Here is a 19,296-nt window from a genome sequence, read left to right as displayed (position 1 = left end):
TTTTTTGCCAAGTCCTATATGTCTTATTCTATGGAGGAAATATGCTTAAAGATAATTTTAAAATTAGTAATATTCCCACGGTTTTATGGGGAGATAAGAGTGAAAAAATTTTTATTGCAGTACATGGAAATATGTCAAATAAGGAAGATGCAGTTATTCAAATATTAGCTGAAGAAGCCAATCAAAAAGGTTATCAAGTATTAAGCTTTGATTTACCTGAGCATGGAGAAAGAAAAAATGATAATACTCCTTGCAAAGTACAGTTTTGTGTTAGTGAATTATCTATAATTATGAATTACGCAAAAGAACATTGGAAAGAAGTAAGCGTGTTTGCATGTAGTATGGGAGCTTATTTTAGCCTTTTAGCCTATCAAAATGATGTGTTAGAAAAGGCATTATTTTTATCACCAGTAGTTAATATGGAACGAATTATCGAAAATATGATGAAATGGTTTAATGTAACACCAGAGCTTTTGCAAAAAGAAATGACTATAGAGACACCTATTGGTCAAAAGTTATATTGGGATTATTTATGCTATGTAAAAGAACATCCTATTAATACATGGAATACAGATACATATATTATGTATGGAGCCAAGGATGAACTGTGCGAATTTGAAACTATTAACTATTTTACAAAAAAACATCGTTGTGAATTAGAAGTCATGGAAACAGGTGAACATTACTTTCATACTGAAGAACAGTTAAAGATGTTTGAACAGTGGTTACACAAACATATCGATTAACAAATTACAATTCGGTTATACATAGTTTTGTAAGTAAGTATGCACCTGAAAATTCCAGAGGACAATATATGGCAGCATCTAATTTACAATAAAGATGTTTAAAAACGCAAATCATCTTATTCCATTAAACGACCATATTTTTTAAGAATCAAGGCAAGAAAACTTGATTAAAAAGGCTATATGATCTACAAAAACATATAGCCTTTTTTAGTGTTGACTCTTACCTTAGAGGATACTTTAGTATAAAGAGCATGGAAAGGAGGAAATAGAGCTGTATACCGTTAATGAAGTTGCAAAACTATCCCATACAACAGTAAAGACGTTACACCATTATCACAAGATAGGTCTTTTGATTCCAGAGCAAACGACAGAAGCTGGATATCGTTTATACGGAAAAAAGGATTTAGAACGACTACAGCATATTCTTTTTTACAAAGCGCTGGATTTTCCTCTTAAGGAAATTAAACAATTATTAGATGGTAATATCGACAGAGAGAATACGTTGATTAAGCAAAGGGATTTACTAGAGCAAAAGATCAATCAATTTAAAGAACTAATTGATACGATCAATTTCTCCATCAAAAATACTAAAGAAGGAGTCGATTTAGATATGGCATCAATGTTTAGGGGTTTTAAAACTGAAGGAGAATGGCAAGAAGCATTAAAGGGTCAAAGCGAACATTTGAAAAAAGAATATGATTTTGATTTGACGAATCAAACTATTGATGTAGAATCAATGAATGATTCCGCCATTGAAGCAAAATCATTTAATGAAGATATGATTAAATTCTTACAAGAAGGTGTCTCCGCAAACGACCCAAAGGTTTTCGAACGGGTGAAAAAACATCTATCCTTTTTAGAAAAAGATGGTCATCCATCTACACCACACGATTTCTTAAATCAAACTGAGCTATTTATTGTAGACGACTTTCACAGAAACATGTTTGAACAATGGCAAGTAGGTTACACTTATTTTCTAAACAAAGTGGCATCTAACTATTTGTCAAGTCAACAATAATGATGATAACGAGTAAATAAATTAAAATATTCCCTTCTTCATAAAAGGACGCGATCGCGGTATAAAGATTGAATTTTTAAACAATTTAATCGTTACACCCATGAGTTCCTAATCAGTGATTATACAAGAAATTAAACAACTTTAAAGAGCCTTGCTACAATAAAATATGCAAGGCTCTTATGTATTTCATAACAAAATTCAATAACTATATTATCGCTTTACATAATACTTTATTTTAATATAATCCATCGTCAATTTATGACATATAATAGCGAATCTAAATCTTTATTCTATAAAATAAGATGTGAATAGAAGGAAGAATATATGACTGGATTATAAATCATATGCAAAATAACGATAAAGATTCATTGTTCAACTGGGAAACCGCTGCTCCTCACGCATATTTAGCCGTTCCGAGAGCAGAACACTTTGTCCCCCTTTTCATCACTATGGGGAGCAGTAATGCTGAAGGAAAAGTCATTCACCGTAGCTATGAACTTGGAACATTAAGTTATCTTTGCTTACAATTTTAACCGTTTTAAAACAAAAAAGGATGAAGTACCGTGCGCTTCATCCTTTTTACCCCTATATAATTAACCTCATTAACTAACTTCCAAATGCTCTTTTTCTGACACCACTGTACCTTTACTATGAAAATATACCCAAATGCAGGCTATAAATAGAAGCGAGGATGTAGAAAAGAATACATATTGAAACCCGGCATGTGCCGCAATCTGTCCTCCGAGTACTGGTCCAATCATATTTCCTAAAAACTGAAAGGATTGATTATAGCCAAAGATACATCCAGTTACATGATGTGGTGTATGTTGTTTTAATAGAGTTTGTACAGAAGGTAACAATCCAGCTTGTGCAATCCCTAATAGAAAACGCAGTATTAATAATTGCCAAGCAGCTGTCACAAATGCTTGTGGGATAAAAAGAATTCCTGCAAAGAACAATGCTACAACTAAAGTTTTTTGAGGACCAATATGATCCGATAATCTTCCTAGTTTAGGAGCTGCTAAAATGACGGCTAAACCTGTTGCAGATATCACCGCCCCCGCAATCATTTCAATATGATCCGTATGAGGACCCGCTAAATGTTTTACATACAACGTAACAATAGGTTGTATGGACATATTTGCAAGTTGAATCATAAAAGTTGCTACAAACAAGCTCATAATAAAATGTTTTGCTGGAACCATCGTCCACACTTTTTCCGGTTGCGCTTTTTTTGCTTGAACAGAATGATTCGATTCATGCAAGAAGAAAAAGACGATTATGAAGGAAAGAAACAAAAAGGCTCCTGTAACTAAAAATACGTGACGCATTCCAATGAGTTCGGATAAGTATCCACCAAGCATTGGTCCAAGTAAGGAACCACTTACACCACCTGTTGATATAGTAGAAATTGCCCAACCTGAATGTTCTTTCGGTGTTTCCGCTGCTATAAATGTCATTGCAGTCGAAAGAAACCCTGACACTGCCCCTATTAAAAAGCGAAGTGCGACTAATTGATACACATTTGTGACAAAGCCCATGAGTGTCATAATCATTGCCATCCCCAGACTCGCACGAATAAGCATCAATTTCCGACCATGTATATCACCAAGTTTTCCCCATATTGGCGATACAATCGCGCCCATTAAAAAAGTTACACCGAATGCAATTCCCGACCACTGTGCAATTTCGGATGTACCCGTTACGCCTAGATCTTCAATATAAAAGGATAAGAATGGTATCACTAAGCTCATACCTGCTGCCGTAGTAAAACAACCAAGCCAACAAATCATTAAATTCCTTTTCCAGCTGGCCATTTTCACACCTTCTTTCTTAGATACCCATTCTACACCCTTTTTGTTAAAAAGTTTAGCAATATGATTCATAGATTAAACGTCATGTGCTTAAAGAAAATTTAAACAAAAATAAAAATTGCTAATAAGGGTATACCTTTATTAGCAATTTTTATTTTTAACTAGAATGTACTACATCTTCCATCATGAACGATTCGAGTTGATTCAAAATTTGTACCAATTTATGAATAGCTTGTTCCATAAATTCACCATAAGTTGTTCCATTTGACATATAACCTAAAAACTCTTCCGTACGATACACTCCATTTAATAAAGCCTCCTGCATTTGAATGTCTTTCGGAATCCTTACTTCGTCTTGTTCGTAGCATAAGCCAATTGCAAGTAAATAGGCAATTGGAGGTAAAACATGATCCCCAAATTCAAAAATAAATGAAGTTTTCAAAAGTGGATTTAAATAGGAGTATGTTTCATTTTTAAACTCTATACCTTTAAAAAATGGATGTTGGTCATACTCTTCTCGAATTCTTAAAAAGTCTGTTATGGAAATCTCTCCATACTTCTGAACATGTTGTATTAAACTCGTCTCGAATAAATGAACCCCATATGTAGATAAGACAACTTGATGTACTCTTTTTACATACTGACTTGCAATTTCTTGCCTTAATTCTAAACTTATGTCCCTATTCTGTAACATTGCCTGAACACAATTAAATTCAAAGTAGTATGCCATAATTTCATTTAATAATTGAGTACTATCATCAAAGAATGTATGTTCATAACTTTGATTAAAATATGCATGCCCTAACTCATGACACAATATAAATAAACTATCTACATCTTCATGATAGTTAAACAAGATTCTACTTTCTTTTCTATTTGGAAAATAGTATGTTTTATTCACTTCAATTTCATTGTAGACTTGTACAAGGCTATATTGAAACATTCTTTCAATATGACTAATCCAGCGTTCTTGTCCGATTTGTTTTAAACTACTGAGCATTATTTCTTTTGCTTCATCAATAGAAATGACACTTCGTTCTTCTTGGTTATAAGCTAAAAAATCCGCTTGAATTTCTCCTGTTGAATTTGGAAATATAATCGATAAACTTTTCGTAATAAGAGTATGGAATTTCTCCTGTAATTTCTCCTCAAATGTATGTAATGTCTCTTTTCCAACTCCCAATACTTCCATATAGTATTCAGGTGTTTCCAAAGACAAATACGCTTGCTTACTCTTTGTAAAAAACTGAAGAATTTCATTTCCTTTGCTACTTAGTACCTCGTAAACTTTTTTCTGCACTTCTTTCTTTTCTTCATAATCCTTCAATTCATGCATCATGCCAAAAACTTCAGATATTGTATACGTCTCACCTTGATAGACAATTTTAAACTCGCGAATAATTTGTAAATACCTTTCATACTCTGCTGTATTCCCATTCTGTCCCTCTATGTTATGTAAAATTTGAACGAAATTATTATACTGCTCCTCTAATTGCAATATCGACAATTGATTCATATGAAGTAAAATGTCAAAAATTTGATGCATACATAAAAGGTCAACTTCAACTACTTTTGGAAGTATAGAATTTTCAGCAGAAATTAAAGTGGAAAGTTCCTCTATTTTCCACTTTAATTTCTCTTGTTGCAGAGGCATAATGGTTTGCAGTGAATGAATAAATGGATTGTGGGGAATGAATTTATCATTAGCTGACATATGAAAGTTTATAAAATCAAAGCTATATACACTTTTCATTGCACACTCATCATCCGTTATATCAGCAAATAAAATTCGACTAATAATAAGTGAAACAGCTAAACCTTGAATAATCGTTCCTCTATTTTCTCGAATGATATATTCTGTATCATAATTTTGAAAGCTTTTCTCTAGTATTGAAGTGGCATCGTTGCTATTACTTATATGCAATACTTTTACAAAATCATTATGATACCCCATTAAAAAATACTTCATTCCCTCTTCATCACAATAATTCATGATGTCTTTATGTAGCTGTAACGAAGATTCATCAAAGCATCCAAAAATATAATTTACCTCACTTAATTGCAATTGTAATAAATCGTTAAGCGTCTCTATTTTCTTATCAAATACTTGAATTTTTACATACGGATCTATTTTTTCTATTCTCTCTTGAATAACATGTATTTTTTTCTTTTTAATATCTTTTGTTTGAAAAATAGTTTGCGCTCTAATGTTTTTAGGATGAACCGTATCAAAATCGATTACAATAATCTCCCCAACTCCAAGTTTTGATAACGTCATGCATAATGTTGCCCCAATCGTACCCGCTCCGATAACAATAGCCTTTACTTTCTTCATCTTATGAACAATTGAATCTGCATGTTTCGTACGATCGTGGGTACTGAAATAGTTAAAATTTCTTAGATTAAATAACAGTTCTTCTTTATCTCCATCGCAACGCTTTTCATATAGAAGTTGATTTTCATTTATAAACTGAATAATATTTTGTAGTTCTTCATCATCTATTCCATTCCTGTTCTTCCATTCATGTATTTGTTCACGAACATCTCCTGAAGGATTTTCTAAAACTTTCAATAATGACCATAGTTTTTGAAACTCATTTACTTCAATAATTCGCTCTTCTCCGTCATAATAAACAATTTCATTTTTATTAGGATATCCCCTAAAATTCAAACTTGTTTTCAACCTCATATTCTTCTCCCCATTTCATTGAAAAAGAAGGTGTTTACACACCTTCTTCTTTTTCAAACTAGCATAATAACAAACAAACACATTGGTTATCTCGTTGCGTAGCTTTTTTAATTTTCACAGTTAGTTTCATTTGAATACCCCCTTTTTTCACAAATTGGTAATACAAGGGTATATTAACAATAATTACCTAGATACCTCAACCTAATTTAACGTATTCGGAATTTTCAGATGTTGAGAAAACGTTTTCTCATGTCTATTACTTCTCCTGATTTACCATTTATTTCCCAGTCACAAACCGTTGAAACAAGAATGTTTTATATTTTATCAAGTGAAATATTTTATTCTGAAAATATAATATTTCCAAAACATTTTACTACCAATATTCTTATTTACACTTAGAGGGCAAAAATTCAATTAAATATAAATAAGGTTTTAATCAGTCGTTCTCCTTTACTGATTAAAACCTTATAAAATTACGTTATTGTAATTGGTATTAATTGAGCCTGACAGCCTTCCTCATAAAATTCAAGTGGACCTGCTTGACCAATAATTGCATATTCATAACCAATTTGCTTCATGTCAGACAAGCATCGATGTAACAGTTCTCTTCCCACACCTTTTACACGATGATTTTTAGCTGTTCCCATTGGTCCAAATAGCCCTTTCTTTCCTCTTACAACATCATAACAGGCAAAACCAATTATCGTTTCATTTTTCTTTGCAATGTAAATTGGCGGTTCTTTATATTCTCGAAAACCTTTATTCACCGTTCCGAACCATCTTTCGCCAAATTCATTCATAACAAACTGAAGAAGCTCTTCCAAATCAGATTGATTTGCCCGATTAATATTGCAAATTAAATCATCCATACTCGGTATTTTACAATTTTTCAAATCTACAGTCATATCTCTTGGTACGGAAACAATGTGTAAAATCCTTTGTCTCATATCTTCTCCTATTAAATTTTGAATCTCCTCATCTCGCTGAAGGATTACGCTTACAATATGTCCTTCATTTACATATACTTGATTAAACCTTTCCATTTTACGTTTAGCTAATTGTAATATCTCCATTGTCTTATAAGAAACATTGTACTCTTGTACTTCTATATATCTTTTATCTTGAAATTCCGTCTGTTGTAATTGTTTGAATTTCGCTACAAAATCTATTCCTATAGAATGAAATAAATACATATACAATTCACCACAAACTCCTGTTCCTTCTTTACACGCCCCTATAAATAAATCTAGGGGTTGAATAATATGCTCATGGTATTCAGCTTCTTTGCTTGCAATTTGAAAAATCCTATTTACTCGTTTTGTAAACTTAAATTCTTTCATATGTATTCTTCCTTTATAGTAATTGTTTAAATGTAAACCTAGCTCCCGTATTATCAGAATCAATATCCCATTCAATATCCATCTCTTTCGCCATAACAGCAATAATGGATAATCCAATTCCTACACCTTTGTTTGGCGAATGAGCATTTTGAAAACCTGGCCCATGGTCAACAACTGTAATTGTTTTTTCCTCATGGTTTACATATACTCCTATAAATTTCCCATCACCTGCATGCCTAACTACATTTTGAATTACATTATCTATAATTCTTTGAAACCAATTTTCATCGATATTCCAAAATAATTGCTTTTCTGGAATCACAATATCAATCTCAAAGCCTTTCTCATCTAATATATCATACCATGATGCAACAAGTTTTCTCGTTAAACGTGTCATTTCCGTTTGCTCTGGATGATACGGATATTTTCTTGCCGTTATTAATGAATACGATAGTAAGTTCTTCATCCGTGTCTGTCTCAACAATCCGGTATTCTTTCATAAATACTTTTAAATGTTTCACATGCTGCACTTCTGCTCCATCTTTGTTGTACCGTCTTAATAAAACTTCAATACGTGCCATCAACTCTTTTGGGTGGAATGGTTTTGTTATATAATCATCAGCAAATGTTAATCCATATATTTTATCTTCTAATGTTGTTCTTGCAGTTAGCATAATAATCGGGATATCTGGGTATTCCCGTTTAAAACGTTGACCTAGCGTAAAACCATCAAGCCCTGGCAGCATAACGTCTAAAACAATGACATCTGCGATTTCACATACTTCATTCGTACCCTTCTCTGAAGTAAACCATGTAACTTCATACTCTTGTTTCTTCAACTCTCTTTTGACCCATTCTCCAATCTCATGATCATCCTCAACATACAAAATATGTGTCATTTTTTCACCTTCATATATAAATTTAACCCTCCTCTTCCATCATAAGGAATACTACACAATTTGAAAACTAGTACACTCCAAAATTAGGGAATACTGTATAAATTTAAACAAAACTTAAACTCTTCTAACATTATCATTAACCTTTATTTCCTATACTTCATTTGAGGTGATAGGAACATGACTTATATTTTGAAAACGACTGGGTTAACAAAAAAATATCGGAATGATTATGTAGTACATAACGTAGATTTAAAAATTCCAAAAGGAGAGATTTATGGATTTCTCGGGCCTAACGGAGCTGGTAAAACAACCAGCATTCGCATGCTATTAGGCCTTATTAAGCCAACACAAGGAAATGTCGAGATATTTCAACAAGATTTGGCAAAAGAACGTTTATCTATATTATCTAAAATTGGAGCTCTCGTTGAAAACCCATCTTATTATGCCCATCTAAATGCCATTGAGAATTTAGAAGTTTACCGGATTTTGAGAAATGCTCCGAAAGAAAAAATTGAGGAAGTACTGCAGATTGTCGGTTTACAACATGCTGCCAAGCAAAAGGTAAAAGAGTATTCATTAGGAATGAAACAACGGTTAGGAATTGCCATTGCCTTACTTGGCGATCCGCAGCTATTAATTTTAGACGAGCCGACAAATGGACTTGATCCAGAAGGGATTCACGAAATTCGTATGCTAATTAAACAACTGGCGAAAGAAAGAGGGATTACCATCCTTATTTCTAGTCACTTATTAAGTGAAATTGATCAAATGGCAACCTATGTTGGAATCATTGCAAAAGGCAAGCTTATTTTTCAAGATAAAATAGGAAGATTGCGTCAGCACGCTCATCGTTCTATTACACTTATGACAGACAAACCAGATTCAGCTTGGAAACTCATTCTCTCTAAAGGGATTCCTTCTATACAAGAGGAAAAACAAATTATTCTATCAAACGTCTCAAATGAAACTATTAGCAACATTGTAAAAATACTTGTAACACATAACATTTCTGTATTTCGAATTGAAGAAAATAAAAAGTCACTTGAAGAGATATTCTTACAGCTTATAAAGGAGGAAGAGACACATGTACAAACGCCTCTTTCAATCTGAGTTTTTAAAAATAAAAAGGAAGTGGATTTGGTTTTTAATCTTTTTAGGACCAATAGGTGTTATTTCCCTTCAAGCATGTAACTTTTTTCTCCGCTATGATTGGTTAACAGAGAAATATGCGAAAGACTTATGGGGAGGTCTTCTTTCTGAGGTTCAACCTCTTGCTTTAGTAACCTTGATATTAGGTACTACTATTATTACTTCTTTAATCGCTCACATAGAGCATCATTCTAGTTCATGGAAACACCTCTTATCCTTACCTATTAATAAGCGACATATTTTTCTAATAAAATTCATACTGGTATCTTTCCTACTTACTGTTTCTTGTTCTTTATTATTGATTGGTATAGTTGGATTGGGTTTAACATTACAATTCGATGATTCAATTCCATGGTTTTCTATATTTAAAATAAGTTTCTATCCTTACTGGTCGGCACTACCAATTGTAGCTCTTCAATTATGGATTGCCATCATATTTCAAAACCAAAGTATCGCATTTACAACCGGACTTTTAGGAACTATTTTCACTATGTTTTCAGTAGCGCTTCCCAATTGGTTTATATGGAGATGGCCAAGCCTACACATTGACTGGGGACCCCCATTTCTATGTGTAGCAATAGGTCTAATCGTTGGTATATGTATGTTATGTATTGAAACAGCCGATTTTACTAGAAGGGATGTGCATAAATAATGCTTTGGCTTAAAAGTATACAAGCTGAATTTTATAAAATAAAAAAAACTAAAATATGGGCATTACTATTTTTAAGCCCAATTTTAGCAGGAGTAATAGCTTATGCGAATGCCTCGAACTATCCCGATTATAAACAACATTGGGAGTTAATTTATAATATCATGGTAGTGGTGCATGGCACGTTACTTCTCCCATTATTAACAGGTATTTTCACTACATATATTTGCCGATATGAACATTCAAACGGTGGTTGGAAACAACTTTTAGTACAACCAATAGCAAGGTATCACACCTATATCATAAAATTTTTCTTTATTCTTTTATTTGTAGGTACAATGCAACTTCTCTTCATCATAAGCTATGTTAGTGTTGGACAACTGTTGCATTTATCTAGTCCTTTTCCACTTATTCCTACACTTAAAGGTATTACAGGAGGGATAATCGCCACTTTACCTCTAATTGCTTTACAATTATGGGTGTCAACCATCTGGTCCAGTTTTGCTGCACCGATTGCTTTAAATGCTATAGCTTCTATACCAGCTCTAATGATTGCAAATTCCGAAAGATTTGGTCCTTTTTATCCATGGGCACAACCATTTCTAGCTATGCTTCCTAAAGAGGACTCACAACTATTTTATATTTCTTTTGAAACACTCGTATTTGTCGTAATTGGTAGCTTTGTTATTTTATTTATAGGCGGATTCGTTCATTTTATGAAAAGAGCATATTAACCTTTCACATACCAATAGCCCAAAGCTATTTAAAATAGTTTCGGGCTATTCAACATAACTAAACCTACAAATGATATCCATACATAATAGAAACAATTATTCCAACTACTAATATCCCCGGCAATAAATTCGCTACTTTAATTTTAATAAAACCAAGTAAATTGAGTCCAATTGCGAAAATCATAATCCCACCAGTCGCAGTCATCTCGACAATAAACTGATTCATTAGCTTCTCTGGTACAAAACTATTAATTTGCGTTGCAAAAATTGCAATACCTCCTTCATATAAAATAACTGGTATTGCTGAAAATAGTACGCCTATTCCAAGCGTTGTCGTTAATATAATAGAAATAAATCCATCGATAATTGCTTTTGTAAACAGTACATCATGATTCCCCCGGATACCGCTATCTAAAGCTCCCAGTACTCCCATTGCTCCAATAGCAAAGATGAGTGTCGCTGTTACAAATCCGAGAGATATACTACCTTCCCCTTTTGAGCCAACCTTTTTTTCTAACCAATCTCCTAAACTCTTTAACTTCTCTTCTAACTCCAGCCATTCTCCAAGCACTGCACCAATAACAAGACTTATAATGACAACAAGAAAGTTTTCACTTTTCAATCCCATTTGAAGACCCAGTACAGTAACAGCTAAACCAATTGTATGCATCACTGTCCCTTTCATACTTTCTGGAATATTACTTAATAGTTTACCTAATATAGTACCAATTATGATACAAATTCCGTTCACGACTGCTCCTAATATAACCATTATGTTTTCTCCATCCTCTTCAACCATTATTTTCATATCTAACATACAACAAAATACAAGAAATTTTAACAGAATTCTCGAAACTTTGTAAGTGAAATTTACTTATGTATTGTATTCTTTCATCGTTTCATGTTACCGTAATATTGCATACACTATGAGATGAGCTCTCAATACATACCTATAATCTAACAGAAGCATCTTTCATCCTACATATCATGTCTAGCATACATAAACGATTAAGCACTTACTTACTTACTTACTTACTTATTATATGAAACTCTTATCAAAGGATTTTCTAAAAGTCAGTCATTATATAAAATGAAAAAAGGAAAGATAACTATGACAACTTTATTTAAACGATTTATTTTAATAGTAATTCTTATTACACCGATTGTTTTATTGATAAATAACTCCTTTACATCAAAGGCAAAAGATGCAGCTGGAGTAGAAAGTAAAAAAGAAAAAACAAAGAAAGACGAAAAAAAGAAAAAAGAAGATCCTGAAATTACGCTTACATTTTCTGGAGACACAATGTTCGATTGGCAATTGCGCCCCGCTATCCAAAAAAATGGTGCTGATTATCCATTCCAACATGTAAAAGATGAAATAACAAAAGCTGATATTTCCTTTATAAACTTAGAATCTGCATTTACAACACGAGAGAAAAAAATCCCTGGTCAGCTATTCTGGATTAAAAGCGATCCTTCCACCTTACAAGCTATTAAAAACACAGGCTATGACATTGTGAATATTGGTAATAACCATACCCTTGACTATGGACAGGATGGTTTAATGGATACGATCTCTCACGTAGAAAAATTAAAACTTCCTTATATCGGAGCTGGAAAAAATACGGATGATGCATACACAGCTAGGGAAATTACAGTAAAGGGAAAAAAATTCAAATTCCTTTCCTTTGTACGCTTTATGCCTGACTTTACCTGGGTAGCCGGTAAAGACAAACCAGGCGTTGCAAATGGGTATGACATCAATCTAGTAACAAAAACAATCCAAGAACAAAAGAAAGATGCCGATTATCTGATTGTATATATGCATTGGGGTGTTGAAAAATCAAATAGACCTGTAGATTATCAAAAACAATATGTTCCGAAAATGGTTGAGGCTGGCGCTGATGCGATTGTTGGAAGTCATCCACATTGGTTACAAGGATTTGAATACTACAACAAAGTCCCTGTCGCTTATTCGCTAGGAAACTTTTTGTTCCCTAACTATGTAAAAGGAAAAAGTGCTGAAACAGGTGTATTAACCCTTACCTTTAAAGGAAAAGATGTACAAATGTCATTTAATCCTTACATCATTCGTAATGATCAAATTTCAACAGTCACTCCTGAGGAAAAGAAAAAAACATTGCAATATTTACAAACCGTTTCAACTGATGTAGAAATTGATGAAACTGGAACAATTAAAAACAAACGTAGTTAGAAAAAAGGAAGCTTTATACTAAAAAGCTTCCTTTCTTTTTGTATATTAAATTAACAAATCAAACAAAACAGGATTTTTATTTAGCTCCATAAATTGAATATTATTTTCTTGAAAACGGGTAATTAACGGCTCATAATCTTCTTTATGTTTTAGTTCCACCCCAACAAGCGCAGGCCCATTTTCTTTATTGTGCTTTTTAATATACTCAAAACGAGTAATGTCATCCTCTGGGCCTAAACCTTTATCTAGAAATTCTCGTAATGCTCCAGAACGTTGTGGAAATTCAATAATAAAGTAATGCTTTAACCCTTCATAAATGAGAGAGCGCTCCTTCATCTCTTGCATTCTATCAATATCATTGTTTCCACCACTTAATATACAAACAACAGTTTTTCCTTTCAATTCATCCTTATAAAAATCGAGTGCGGCAATGGAGAGAGCACCAGCTGGTTCCGCAACAATTGCATTTTTCTTGTACAATTCTAAAATCGTTGTACAAATCTTTCCTTCAGGAACTAATACAATATCATCCAGTACTTCTTTACAAGTTTCAAAAGTTAGTTTTCCTACTTTTTTAACTGCTGCACCATCAACGAAACTATCAATTTTTTCTAGGGCGACGTTTTCATTTTGCAAAAAAGCTTCTTTCATCGATGCTGCTCCTTTTGGTTCTACACCGATTACTTTTGTATCAGGGCTCACACCTTTTACATATGTACCAATACCTGACGCTAAACCACCGCCACCAATTGCTGTAAAGACGTAATCAACATGTTTCTCCATATCATGTAAAATTTCAACAGCGACCGTTCCTTGGCCCGCAATTACATATGGATCATCAAATGGATGTACAAACGTCATGCTATTCTCCTCACAATAACGCTGCGCTTCTTGGAAAGAGCTATCAAATGTGTCTCCAACTAACACAATGTCTGCATAAACACCGCCAAAAAATTGTACTTGAGATACTTTCTGCTTAGGTGTTGTTGTCGGCATAAATATTTTAGACTGAATCTTCAATAAATTACACGTATAAGCAACCCCTTGCGCATGATTACCAGCACTCGCGCATACAACCCCATTTTGCAATTGTTCTTTCGATAAACTTTGAATTAAATTGTACGCTCCTCGAATTTTAAACGAACGAATGACTTGTAAGTCTTCCCGTTTCACATATACGTCACATTCATATTTCTCAGATAAAACTGAATCTCTTTGGAGCGGTGTTTTATTGACGATATCCTTCATATGATTATGAGCCACAAGAATATCTTCGATTTTTACTCTCTCCCTTACATTTTGCACCATCTCGTATCATTCCTTATCTCTTTTTATATGGATTTAATCTAGATTTTGCATTTTTAGCACTGCACCTGTATTCGCTGATGTTACCATTTGTGCGTAACGTCCAAGCCATCCTGTTTTCACTTTTAACTCTGGTTTTTTCCATTCTTTTCTACGTTTTTCTAGTTCTTCATCACTTACTCTCACTTCAAGTAAACGTTCCTCTACATCAATACATACGATATCGCCTTGCTCTAGAAGTGCAATTTCTCCGCCAGCAGCAGCTTCCGGGGAAATATGTCCTACTGAAATACCTCGTGATGCACCTGAAAAGCGACCATCTGTTAGTAGTGCAACATCTGCACCTAACCCCATACCTGCAATTGCTGAAGTTGGTGCTAACATTTCTGGCATACCAGGGCCACCTCTTGGTCCTTCATAACGAATAACAACAACATCTCCTTTTTTCACTTTTCCAAGCATAATCCCTGCAAGCGCCTCGTCTTGAGATCCGAAAATAACACATGGTCCTTCAAATCGTTTTACCTCTGTTGCACCACTTTTAATGACAGCACCATCTTTTGCAAGGTTTCCTTTTAATATACGTAGGCCACCTTCTTCACTATGAGGATTTTCAAGAGAATGAATGACTTCTTTGTCTTGAATTTCTGCATAGGCAATGTTTTCCCCTAATGTCTGTCCGGTAGCTGTAATACGATCTAGGTGAAGGACACCTTCTTTTTTACTTAATTCTTTTAAAATAGCACTGATGCCACCCGCACGATCAATGTCTTCCATATGCCAATTGGAAGCTGGGCTCACTTTACATAAATGTGGCACGCGTCTTGAAATTGCATCGATTCGGCTCATATCATAATCAAGTCCCGCCTCTTGTGCGATTGCTAGTGTATGTAATACCGTATTCGTTGATCCACCCATCGCCATATCTAATGCAAATGCATCGTCAATCGCCTCTTCTGTTACGATATCTCTTGGTTTAATATCGCGTTCAATTAATACTTTTAATTTTTCAGCTGCTTGTTTAATTAATTCTTCCCGTCTTGGATCCGTTGCTAAAATGCTACCATTACCAGGAAGTGCAAGTCCTAATACTTCACATAAACAATTCATTGAATTTGCAGTAAACATACCTGAACAAGAACCACAAGATGGACAACCGTTATCTTCAATATCCTTTAACTCTTCTTCTGAAATTCTTCCAGATTGATAGGCTCCTACTCCCTCAAAAACGGAACTTAGATCCACTACTTCTCCTTTCGATGTTTTCCCTGCAGCCATTGGACCACCGGAAACAAATACAGTTGGAATGTTAATACGCATAGCAGCCATCATCATACCTGGTGTAATTTTGTCACAGTTCGGAATACAGATCATCCCATCAAACCAATGTGCATTTACTACCGTTTCAACTGAATCAGCAATAATCTCACGGCTTGGTAACGAATAACGCATACCGATATGCCCCATCGCAATCCCGTCATCTACCCCAATTGTATTAAACTCAAATGGAACCATTCCCGCTGCACGTACTGCTTCTTTTACAAGCCGACCAAATTCATTTAAATGTTTATGCCCTGGAATAATTTCAATAAAAGAATTACAAATCGCTACAAATGGCTTATCAAAATCCTCATCCTTTAAGCCAGTTGCTTTCAATAAACTCCGATGTGGTGCTTTATCAAAACCTTTTTTAATCATATCGCTTCTCATCTTTTTCAAATCCCTTCCTGTTCATTTCCGTTTATCTATTTCCTACTATTTTTCACTAACTCTTTTCCATTAGGCTGCTGAATCCAAGTCATCATTTCTCGTAACTCTGCCCCTACTTTTTCAAGTTGATGCTTTTGCTCTGCCTTTTTCATCGCATTATACGTAGGGCGTCCTGCTTGATTTTCCAAAATCCATTTCTTTGCGAACTCGCCTTGCTGAATCTCCGCAAGAACCCGTTTCATTTCTTTCTTCGTTTCATCTGTAACAATTCTAGATCCTGTTACATAGTCCCCAAACTCTGCTGTATCTGAAATAGAATGGCGCATATTTGTTAAACCGCCTTCGTACATTAAATCAACGATTAACTTAAGCTCGTGTAAACATTCAAAATACGCAATCTCTGGGCGATATCCACCTTCCGTTAATGTTTCAAAACCAGCTTTCACAAGTGCAGTTACTCCGCCGCAAAGTACAGCTTGTTCGCCAAATAGATCTGTTTCTGTTTCTTCTTGGAAAGATGTTTCGATTACACCAGCACGTGTACAGCCAACTCCTTTCGCATATGCAAGAGCAACATCAAAAGCATTTCCAGTCGCATTTTGATAAACAGCCACTAGAGCTGGAACCCCGTTTCCTTCTTGGAATACGCGGCGAACAAGATGTCCTGGACTTTTTGGTGCAACCATCGCTACATCTACGTAACTTGGCGGCTCGATTTGTCCAAAATGAATATTAAATCCATGTGAGAAAAGTAACATTTGTCCTTCACGAAGATTTTTTTCTACTTCATTTCGATATACATGTGCTTGCTGTTCATCTGGCAATAATACTTGCACAACATCTGCGGTTCGCACGGCTTCTGAAACTGACATTACTTCAAAACCATCCATTTTCGCTACCTCGAAAGATTTCCCTGGACGAACACCTACTACAACATGAACGCCAGAATCGCGTAAATTTTGCGCTTGCGCATGACCTTGTGATCCATAACCAACTACTGCCACTGTTTTTCCTGCTAATACCTCTAAATTTGCATCTTGTTCATAGTATGTTTTCATCTTTTCATACACTCCTTATAATGTATTTACTTGCAAGACATCAATTAACTTTTTTAACTGATTTACGAGCAGTGTCGCTTCATTTTCTGTACAAACTGCTGTAAGTTTCATTTCCGAAACCTCTCTTTTTTCTCCTTCATTTAAATTTAAAGAAGAAATATTATAACCACGCCGAGCAAAAATTCCACTTACTCTTAGTAAAACTCCAGGGTCGTTATTAACAACGAGTGAAAAAGTATGACTCATTCTTCCCACCTCTTCATAATCATTTCATGATTCCCTTTATTAGGAGGGACCATTGGAAATACGTTTTCGCCCTCTTCTACACAAAAATCAACAACAACTGGACCTTGATGACAAAGTGCTTCTAACATGACTTGTTTTGCTTCAACCGAATTTGTAGCACGCAAACCTTTTACTCCATATGCTTCTGCTACTTTTACAAAATCAGGTGATCCAATCTGTGATTCTGATAAACGATTTTCATAGAACATCTCTTGCCATTGTCTTACCATACCTAAAAACTTGTTATTAATAATAAAAACTTTCACTGGAATATTATTTTCAGCAATTGTTTGCAATTCTTGAATGTTCATTTGAAATGAAGCATCTCCCGCAATACAGATAACTGGCTTATCCTCAAAGGCAAGCTGAGCACCGATTGCCGCTGGGAATCCAAACCCCATTGTTCCTAATCCACCAGATGTAAGGAATGTTCGCGGTTTTTGCGCCTTATAAAAGTGCGCTGCCCACATTTGATGCTGGCCGACTTCTGTGGTCACAATTGCTTCACCATTTGTTAGTTCACTTAGTAAAGCAATTACATGTTGTGGTTTTAATTTTCCTCCCTGTTGTTCGTATGACAGTGGATATTCTTCTTGCCATACTCTTACTCTCTCTATCCATGCATCAGTTTGGCACTCTACTCTCATATTTCTTAACATGTGTAACGACCGCTTCACATCCCCTACAACCGGATATTCTACCGTTACATTTTTATGAAGCTCAGCTGGATCAATATCAATATGTACCTTTTTCGAATGAGGTGAAAATAGTTCTAACTTTCCTGTGACTCGGTCATCGAAACGGACTCCAAATGCAAGAAGCAAATCACATTCCGTTACTGCCATATTTGCAGCATATGTCCCATGCATACCGAGCATCCCTAAAAATAGCGGATCTCCAGGTGGATAAGCACCCAGTCCCATTAAAGTTGAAACGACTGGAATACGGTTTTCTCTTGCAAATGTTAGAAGCTCTTCGGATGCATCTGCATGAATGACACCGCCTCCGATATACAGGAGCGGGCGATTTGCTTTTGAAATTGCCTCTGCCACGCTCTTCAGCTGCATTTTGTCTGGGTCAATCCGTGGCTTATAACCCGGAACTTGAACTTCTCCTTCAAAAAAGTTCGTTACAATAGAATTTTGAATATCCTTTGGAATATCAATTAATACCGGGCCTGGCCGTCCACTTTTAGCGATATAATATGCCTCTTGCAATATACGTGATAACTGATTTACATCTCGTACTTGATAATTATGTTTTGTAACCGGTATTGTAATTCCCACAACATCCGCTTCTTGAAATCCATCTTTTCCAATGAGAGATGTCGTTACTTGACCTGTAATTATCACTAAAGGAATCGAATCCATATACGCATCTGCTAAACCAGTAACTAAGTTTGTAGCTCCTGGGCCGGAGGTAGCAAATACTACCCCGATTTCTCCAGAAGCTCTCGCATATCCTTCCGCAGCGTGAATGGCCGCTTGTTCATGACGCGTTAATACATGTTTTAAGCCACTGCCATACAGTGCGTCATAAACTGGTAAAATAGCTCCGCCAGGATAACCAAACACGGTTGTTACACCTAATTTCTTTAAACATTGAATCACATGTCCGGCACCTGTTACTTTTTTTATTTCTACGCCATATGCTTCATCACACACTGCTTGTTGCTTTTCCATTTC

17 protein-coding genes and 1 pseudogene are annotated in these 19,296 nt (G+C 34.9%); 7 read left to right on the top strand and 11 right to left on the bottom strand.

From position 1 onward, the window contains the following. Nucleotides 1–41: 41 nt before the first annotated feature. The 3 genes and pseudogenes from KFD70_RS02770 to KFD70_RS02760 form a co-directional block, all read left to right on the top strand. Complete coding sequence (locus KFD70_RS02770; RefSeq protein ID WP_431612903.1) at nucleotides 42–746, top strand: alpha/beta hydrolase; 705 nt, start codon at nucleotides 42–44, stop codon at nucleotides 744–746. Nucleotides 747–1,011: 265 nt separating this feature from the next. After that, nucleotides 1,012–1,764, top strand: a complete 753-nt coding sequence (locus tag KFD70_RS02765) for a MerR family transcriptional regulator (protein ID WP_431612907.1) — start codon at nucleotides 1,012–1,014, stop codon at nucleotides 1,762–1,764. Nucleotides 1,765–2,090: 326 nt separating this feature from the next. Further along, nucleotides 2,091–2,297, top strand: a pseudogene (locus tag KFD70_RS02760) (dioxygenase); the annotation flags it as partial. A 69-nt stretch (nucleotides 2,298–2,366) separates the two neighbouring features. On the opposite strand, the gene KFD70_RS02755 reads toward KFD70_RS02760, so the two are convergent. The 5 genes from KFD70_RS02755 to KFD70_RS02735 form a co-directional block, all read right to left on the bottom strand. Further along, the gene (locus KFD70_RS02755; protein ID WP_431612906.1) at nucleotides 2,367–3,581 is read right to left on the bottom strand and encodes a multidrug efflux MFS transporter; all 1,215 of its coding nucleotides are present in this window, start codon (nucleotides 3,579–3,581) and stop codon (nucleotides 2,367–2,369) included. A 154-nt stretch (nucleotides 3,582–3,735) separates the two neighbouring features. Continuing rightward, the gene (locus tag KFD70_RS02750; RefSeq protein WP_431612902.1) at nucleotides 3,736–6,267 is read right to left on the bottom strand and encodes a ThiF family adenylyltransferase; all 2,532 of its coding nucleotides are present in this window, start codon (nucleotides 6,265–6,267) and stop codon (nucleotides 3,736–3,738) included. 473 nt (nucleotides 6,268–6,740) lie between these two features. Then, nucleotides 6,741–7,607 carry a GNAT family N-acetyltransferase gene (locus tag KFD70_RS02745; protein WP_431612901.1) on the bottom strand — a complete coding sequence of 289 codons (867 nt, stop codon included), beginning with the start codon at nucleotides 7,605–7,607 and terminating at the stop codon, nucleotides 6,741–6,743. Between the two features lie 13 nt (nucleotides 7,608–7,620). Next, nucleotides 7,621–8,004: a sensor histidine kinase gene (locus KFD70_RS02740; protein ID WP_336451973.1), complete on the bottom strand. Its 384-nt coding sequence runs from the start codon at nucleotides 8,002–8,004 to the stop codon at nucleotides 7,621–7,623. After that, nucleotides 7,964–8,506 carry a response regulator transcription factor gene (locus tag KFD70_RS02735; RefSeq protein ID WP_336451972.1) on the bottom strand — a complete coding sequence of 181 codons (543 nt, stop codon included), beginning with the start codon at nucleotides 8,504–8,506 and terminating at the stop codon, nucleotides 7,964–7,966. Before KFD70_RS02735 ends, KFD70_RS02740 begins: the two co-directional genes overlap by 41 nt. A gap of 177 nt (nucleotides 8,507–8,683) precedes the next feature. Between KFD70_RS02735 and KFD70_RS02730 the strand changes: the two genes are divergently transcribed. From KFD70_RS02730 to KFD70_RS02720, 3 genes are read left to right on the top strand one after another with little or no spacing between them, the layout of a single operon-like run. After that, nucleotides 8,684–9,616 (top strand): ABC transporter ATP-binding protein, encoded by a 933-nt coding sequence (locus tag KFD70_RS02730; protein ID WP_431612900.1) that lies wholly within the window; start codon nucleotides 8,684–8,686, stop codon nucleotides 9,614–9,616. Further along, on the top strand, nucleotides 9,591–10,307 hold the full coding sequence (locus KFD70_RS02725; RefSeq protein WP_431612899.1) for an ABC transporter permease: 717 nt from the start codon (nucleotides 9,591–9,593) through the stop codon (nucleotides 10,305–10,307). Before KFD70_RS02730 ends, KFD70_RS02725 begins: the two co-directional genes overlap by 26 nt. After that, a complete protein-coding gene (locus tag KFD70_RS02720; protein WP_431612898.1) occupies nucleotides 10,307–11,038 on the top strand; it encodes an ABC transporter permease in 732 nt (243 codons plus the stop codon). Before KFD70_RS02725 ends, KFD70_RS02720 begins: the two co-directional genes overlap by 1 nt. Before the next feature lie 64 nt (nucleotides 11,039–11,102). Here the strand turns inward: KFD70_RS02720 and KFD70_RS02715 are convergent, their stop codons facing one another. Continuing rightward, the gene (locus tag KFD70_RS02715) at nucleotides 11,103–11,810 is read right to left on the bottom strand and encodes a DUF554 domain-containing protein (protein WP_336451968.1); all 708 of its coding nucleotides are present in this window, start codon (nucleotides 11,808–11,810) and stop codon (nucleotides 11,103–11,105) included. A 339-nt stretch (nucleotides 11,811–12,149) separates the two neighbouring features. Between KFD70_RS02715 and KFD70_RS02710 the strand changes: the two genes are divergently transcribed. Next, nucleotides 12,150–13,253, top strand: a complete 1,104-nt coding sequence (locus KFD70_RS02710; protein WP_336451967.1) for a CapA family protein — start codon at nucleotides 12,150–12,152, stop codon at nucleotides 13,251–13,253. Nucleotides 13,254–13,298: 45 nt separating this feature from the next. On the opposite strand, the gene ilvA is transcribed toward KFD70_RS02710, so the two are convergent. From ilvA to ilvB, 5 genes are read right to left on the bottom strand one after another with little or no spacing between them, the layout of a single operon-like run. Then, on the bottom strand, nucleotides 13,299–14,561 hold the full coding sequence (ilvA, locus tag KFD70_RS02705) for a threonine ammonia-lyase IlvA (protein WP_336451966.1): 1,263 nt from the start codon (nucleotides 14,559–14,561) through the stop codon (nucleotides 13,299–13,301). Between the two features lie 33 nt (nucleotides 14,562–14,594). After that, nucleotides 14,595–16,268, bottom strand: a complete 1,674-nt coding sequence (gene ilvD / locus KFD70_RS02700) for a dihydroxy-acid dehydratase (RefSeq protein WP_431612897.1) — start codon at nucleotides 16,266–16,268, stop codon at nucleotides 14,595–14,597. Nucleotides 16,269–16,303: 35 nt separating this feature from the next. Then, nucleotides 16,304–17,326 carry a ketol-acid reductoisomerase gene (locus KFD70_RS02695; protein ID WP_336451964.1) on the bottom strand — a complete coding sequence of 341 codons (1,023 nt, stop codon included), beginning with the start codon at nucleotides 17,324–17,326 and terminating at the stop codon, nucleotides 16,304–16,306. A gap of 15 nt (nucleotides 17,327–17,341) precedes the next feature. Next, nucleotides 17,342–17,572, bottom strand: coding sequence for an ACT domain-containing protein (locus KFD70_RS02690; protein ID WP_336451963.1), 231 nt, complete (start codon nucleotides 17,570–17,572; stop codon nucleotides 17,342–17,344). After that, a complete protein-coding gene (gene ilvB, locus KFD70_RS02685; protein WP_336451962.1) occupies nucleotides 17,569–19,293 on the bottom strand; it encodes an acetolactate synthase large subunit in 1,725 nt (574 codons plus the stop codon). Before ilvB ends, KFD70_RS02690 begins: the two co-directional genes overlap by 4 nt. Nucleotides 19,294–19,296: the final 3 nt, after the last annotated feature.

Source organism: Bacillus pfraonensis, from assembly GCF_050768835.1.
GTDB classification, from domain to species: domain Bacteria; phylum Bacillota; class Bacilli; order Bacillales; family Bacillaceae_G; genus Bacillus_A; species Bacillus_A pfraonensis.
Note: the sequence above shows the minus strand (reverse complement) of the source record. Positions and strands in the feature narration are given on the sequence as shown.

What these genes read in the sequence shown, in the direction of transcription:
- KFD70_RS02755 (WP_431612906.1), bottom strand. Translation starts at nt 3,581, where the DNA reads ATGGCCAGCTGGAAAAGGAATTTAATGATTTGTTGGCTTGGTTGTTTT.
- KFD70_RS02750 (WP_431612902.1), bottom strand. Translation starts at nt 6,267, where the DNA reads ATGAGGTTGAAAACAAGTTTGAATTTTAGGGGATATCCTAATAAAAAT.
- KFD70_RS02735 (WP_336451972.1), bottom strand. Translation starts at nt 8,506, where the DNA reads ATGACACATATTTTGTATGTTGAGGATGATCATGAGATTGGAGAATGG.
- KFD70_RS02730 (WP_431612900.1), top strand. Translation starts at nt 8,684, where the DNA reads ATGACTTATATTTTGAAAACGACTGGGTTAACAAAAAAATATCGGAAT.
- KFD70_RS02710 (WP_336451967.1), top strand. Translation starts at nt 12,150, where the DNA reads ATGACAACTTTATTTAAACGATTTATTTTAATAGTAATTCTTATTACA.
- ilvA (WP_336451966.1), bottom strand. Translation starts at nt 14,561, where the DNA reads ATGGTGCAAAATGTAAGGGAGAGAGTAAAAATCGAAGATATTCTTGTG.
- ilvB (WP_336451962.1), bottom strand. Translation starts at nt 19,293, where the DNA reads ATGGAAAAGCAACAAGCAGTGTGTGATGAAGCATATGGCGTAGAAATA.
- KFD70_RS02720 (WP_431612898.1), top strand. Translation starts at nt 10,307, where the DNA reads ATGCTTTGGCTTAAAAGTATACAAGCTGAATTTTATAAAATAAAAAAA.
- ilvD (WP_431612897.1), bottom strand. Translation starts at nt 16,268, where the DNA reads ATGAGAAGCGATATGATTAAAAAAGGTTTTGATAAAGCACCACATCGG.
- KFD70_RS02690 (WP_336451963.1), bottom strand. Translation starts at nt 17,572, where the DNA reads ATGAGTCATACTTTTTCACTCGTTGTTAATAACGACCCTGGAGTTTTA.
- KFD70_RS02740 (WP_336451973.1), bottom strand. Translation starts at nt 8,004, where the DNA reads ATGACACGTTTAACGAGAAAACTTGTTGCATCATGGTATGATATATTA.
- KFD70_RS02715 (WP_336451968.1), bottom strand. Translation starts at nt 11,810, where the DNA reads ATGGTTATATTAGGAGCAGTCGTGAACGGAATTTGTATCATAATTGGT.
- KFD70_RS02770 (WP_431612903.1), top strand. Translation starts at nt 42, where the DNA reads ATGCTTAAAGATAATTTTAAAATTAGTAATATTCCCACGGTTTTATGG.
- KFD70_RS02745 (WP_431612901.1), bottom strand. Translation starts at nt 7,607, where the DNA reads ATGAAAGAATTTAAGTTTACAAAACGAGTAAATAGGATTTTTCAAATT.
- KFD70_RS02695 (WP_336451964.1), bottom strand. Translation starts at nt 17,326, where the DNA reads ATGAAAACATACTATGAACAAGATGCAAATTTAGAGGTATTAGCAGGA.
- KFD70_RS02725 (WP_431612899.1), top strand. Translation starts at nt 9,591, where the DNA reads ATGTACAAACGCCTCTTTCAATCTGAGTTTTTAAAAATAAAAAGGAAG.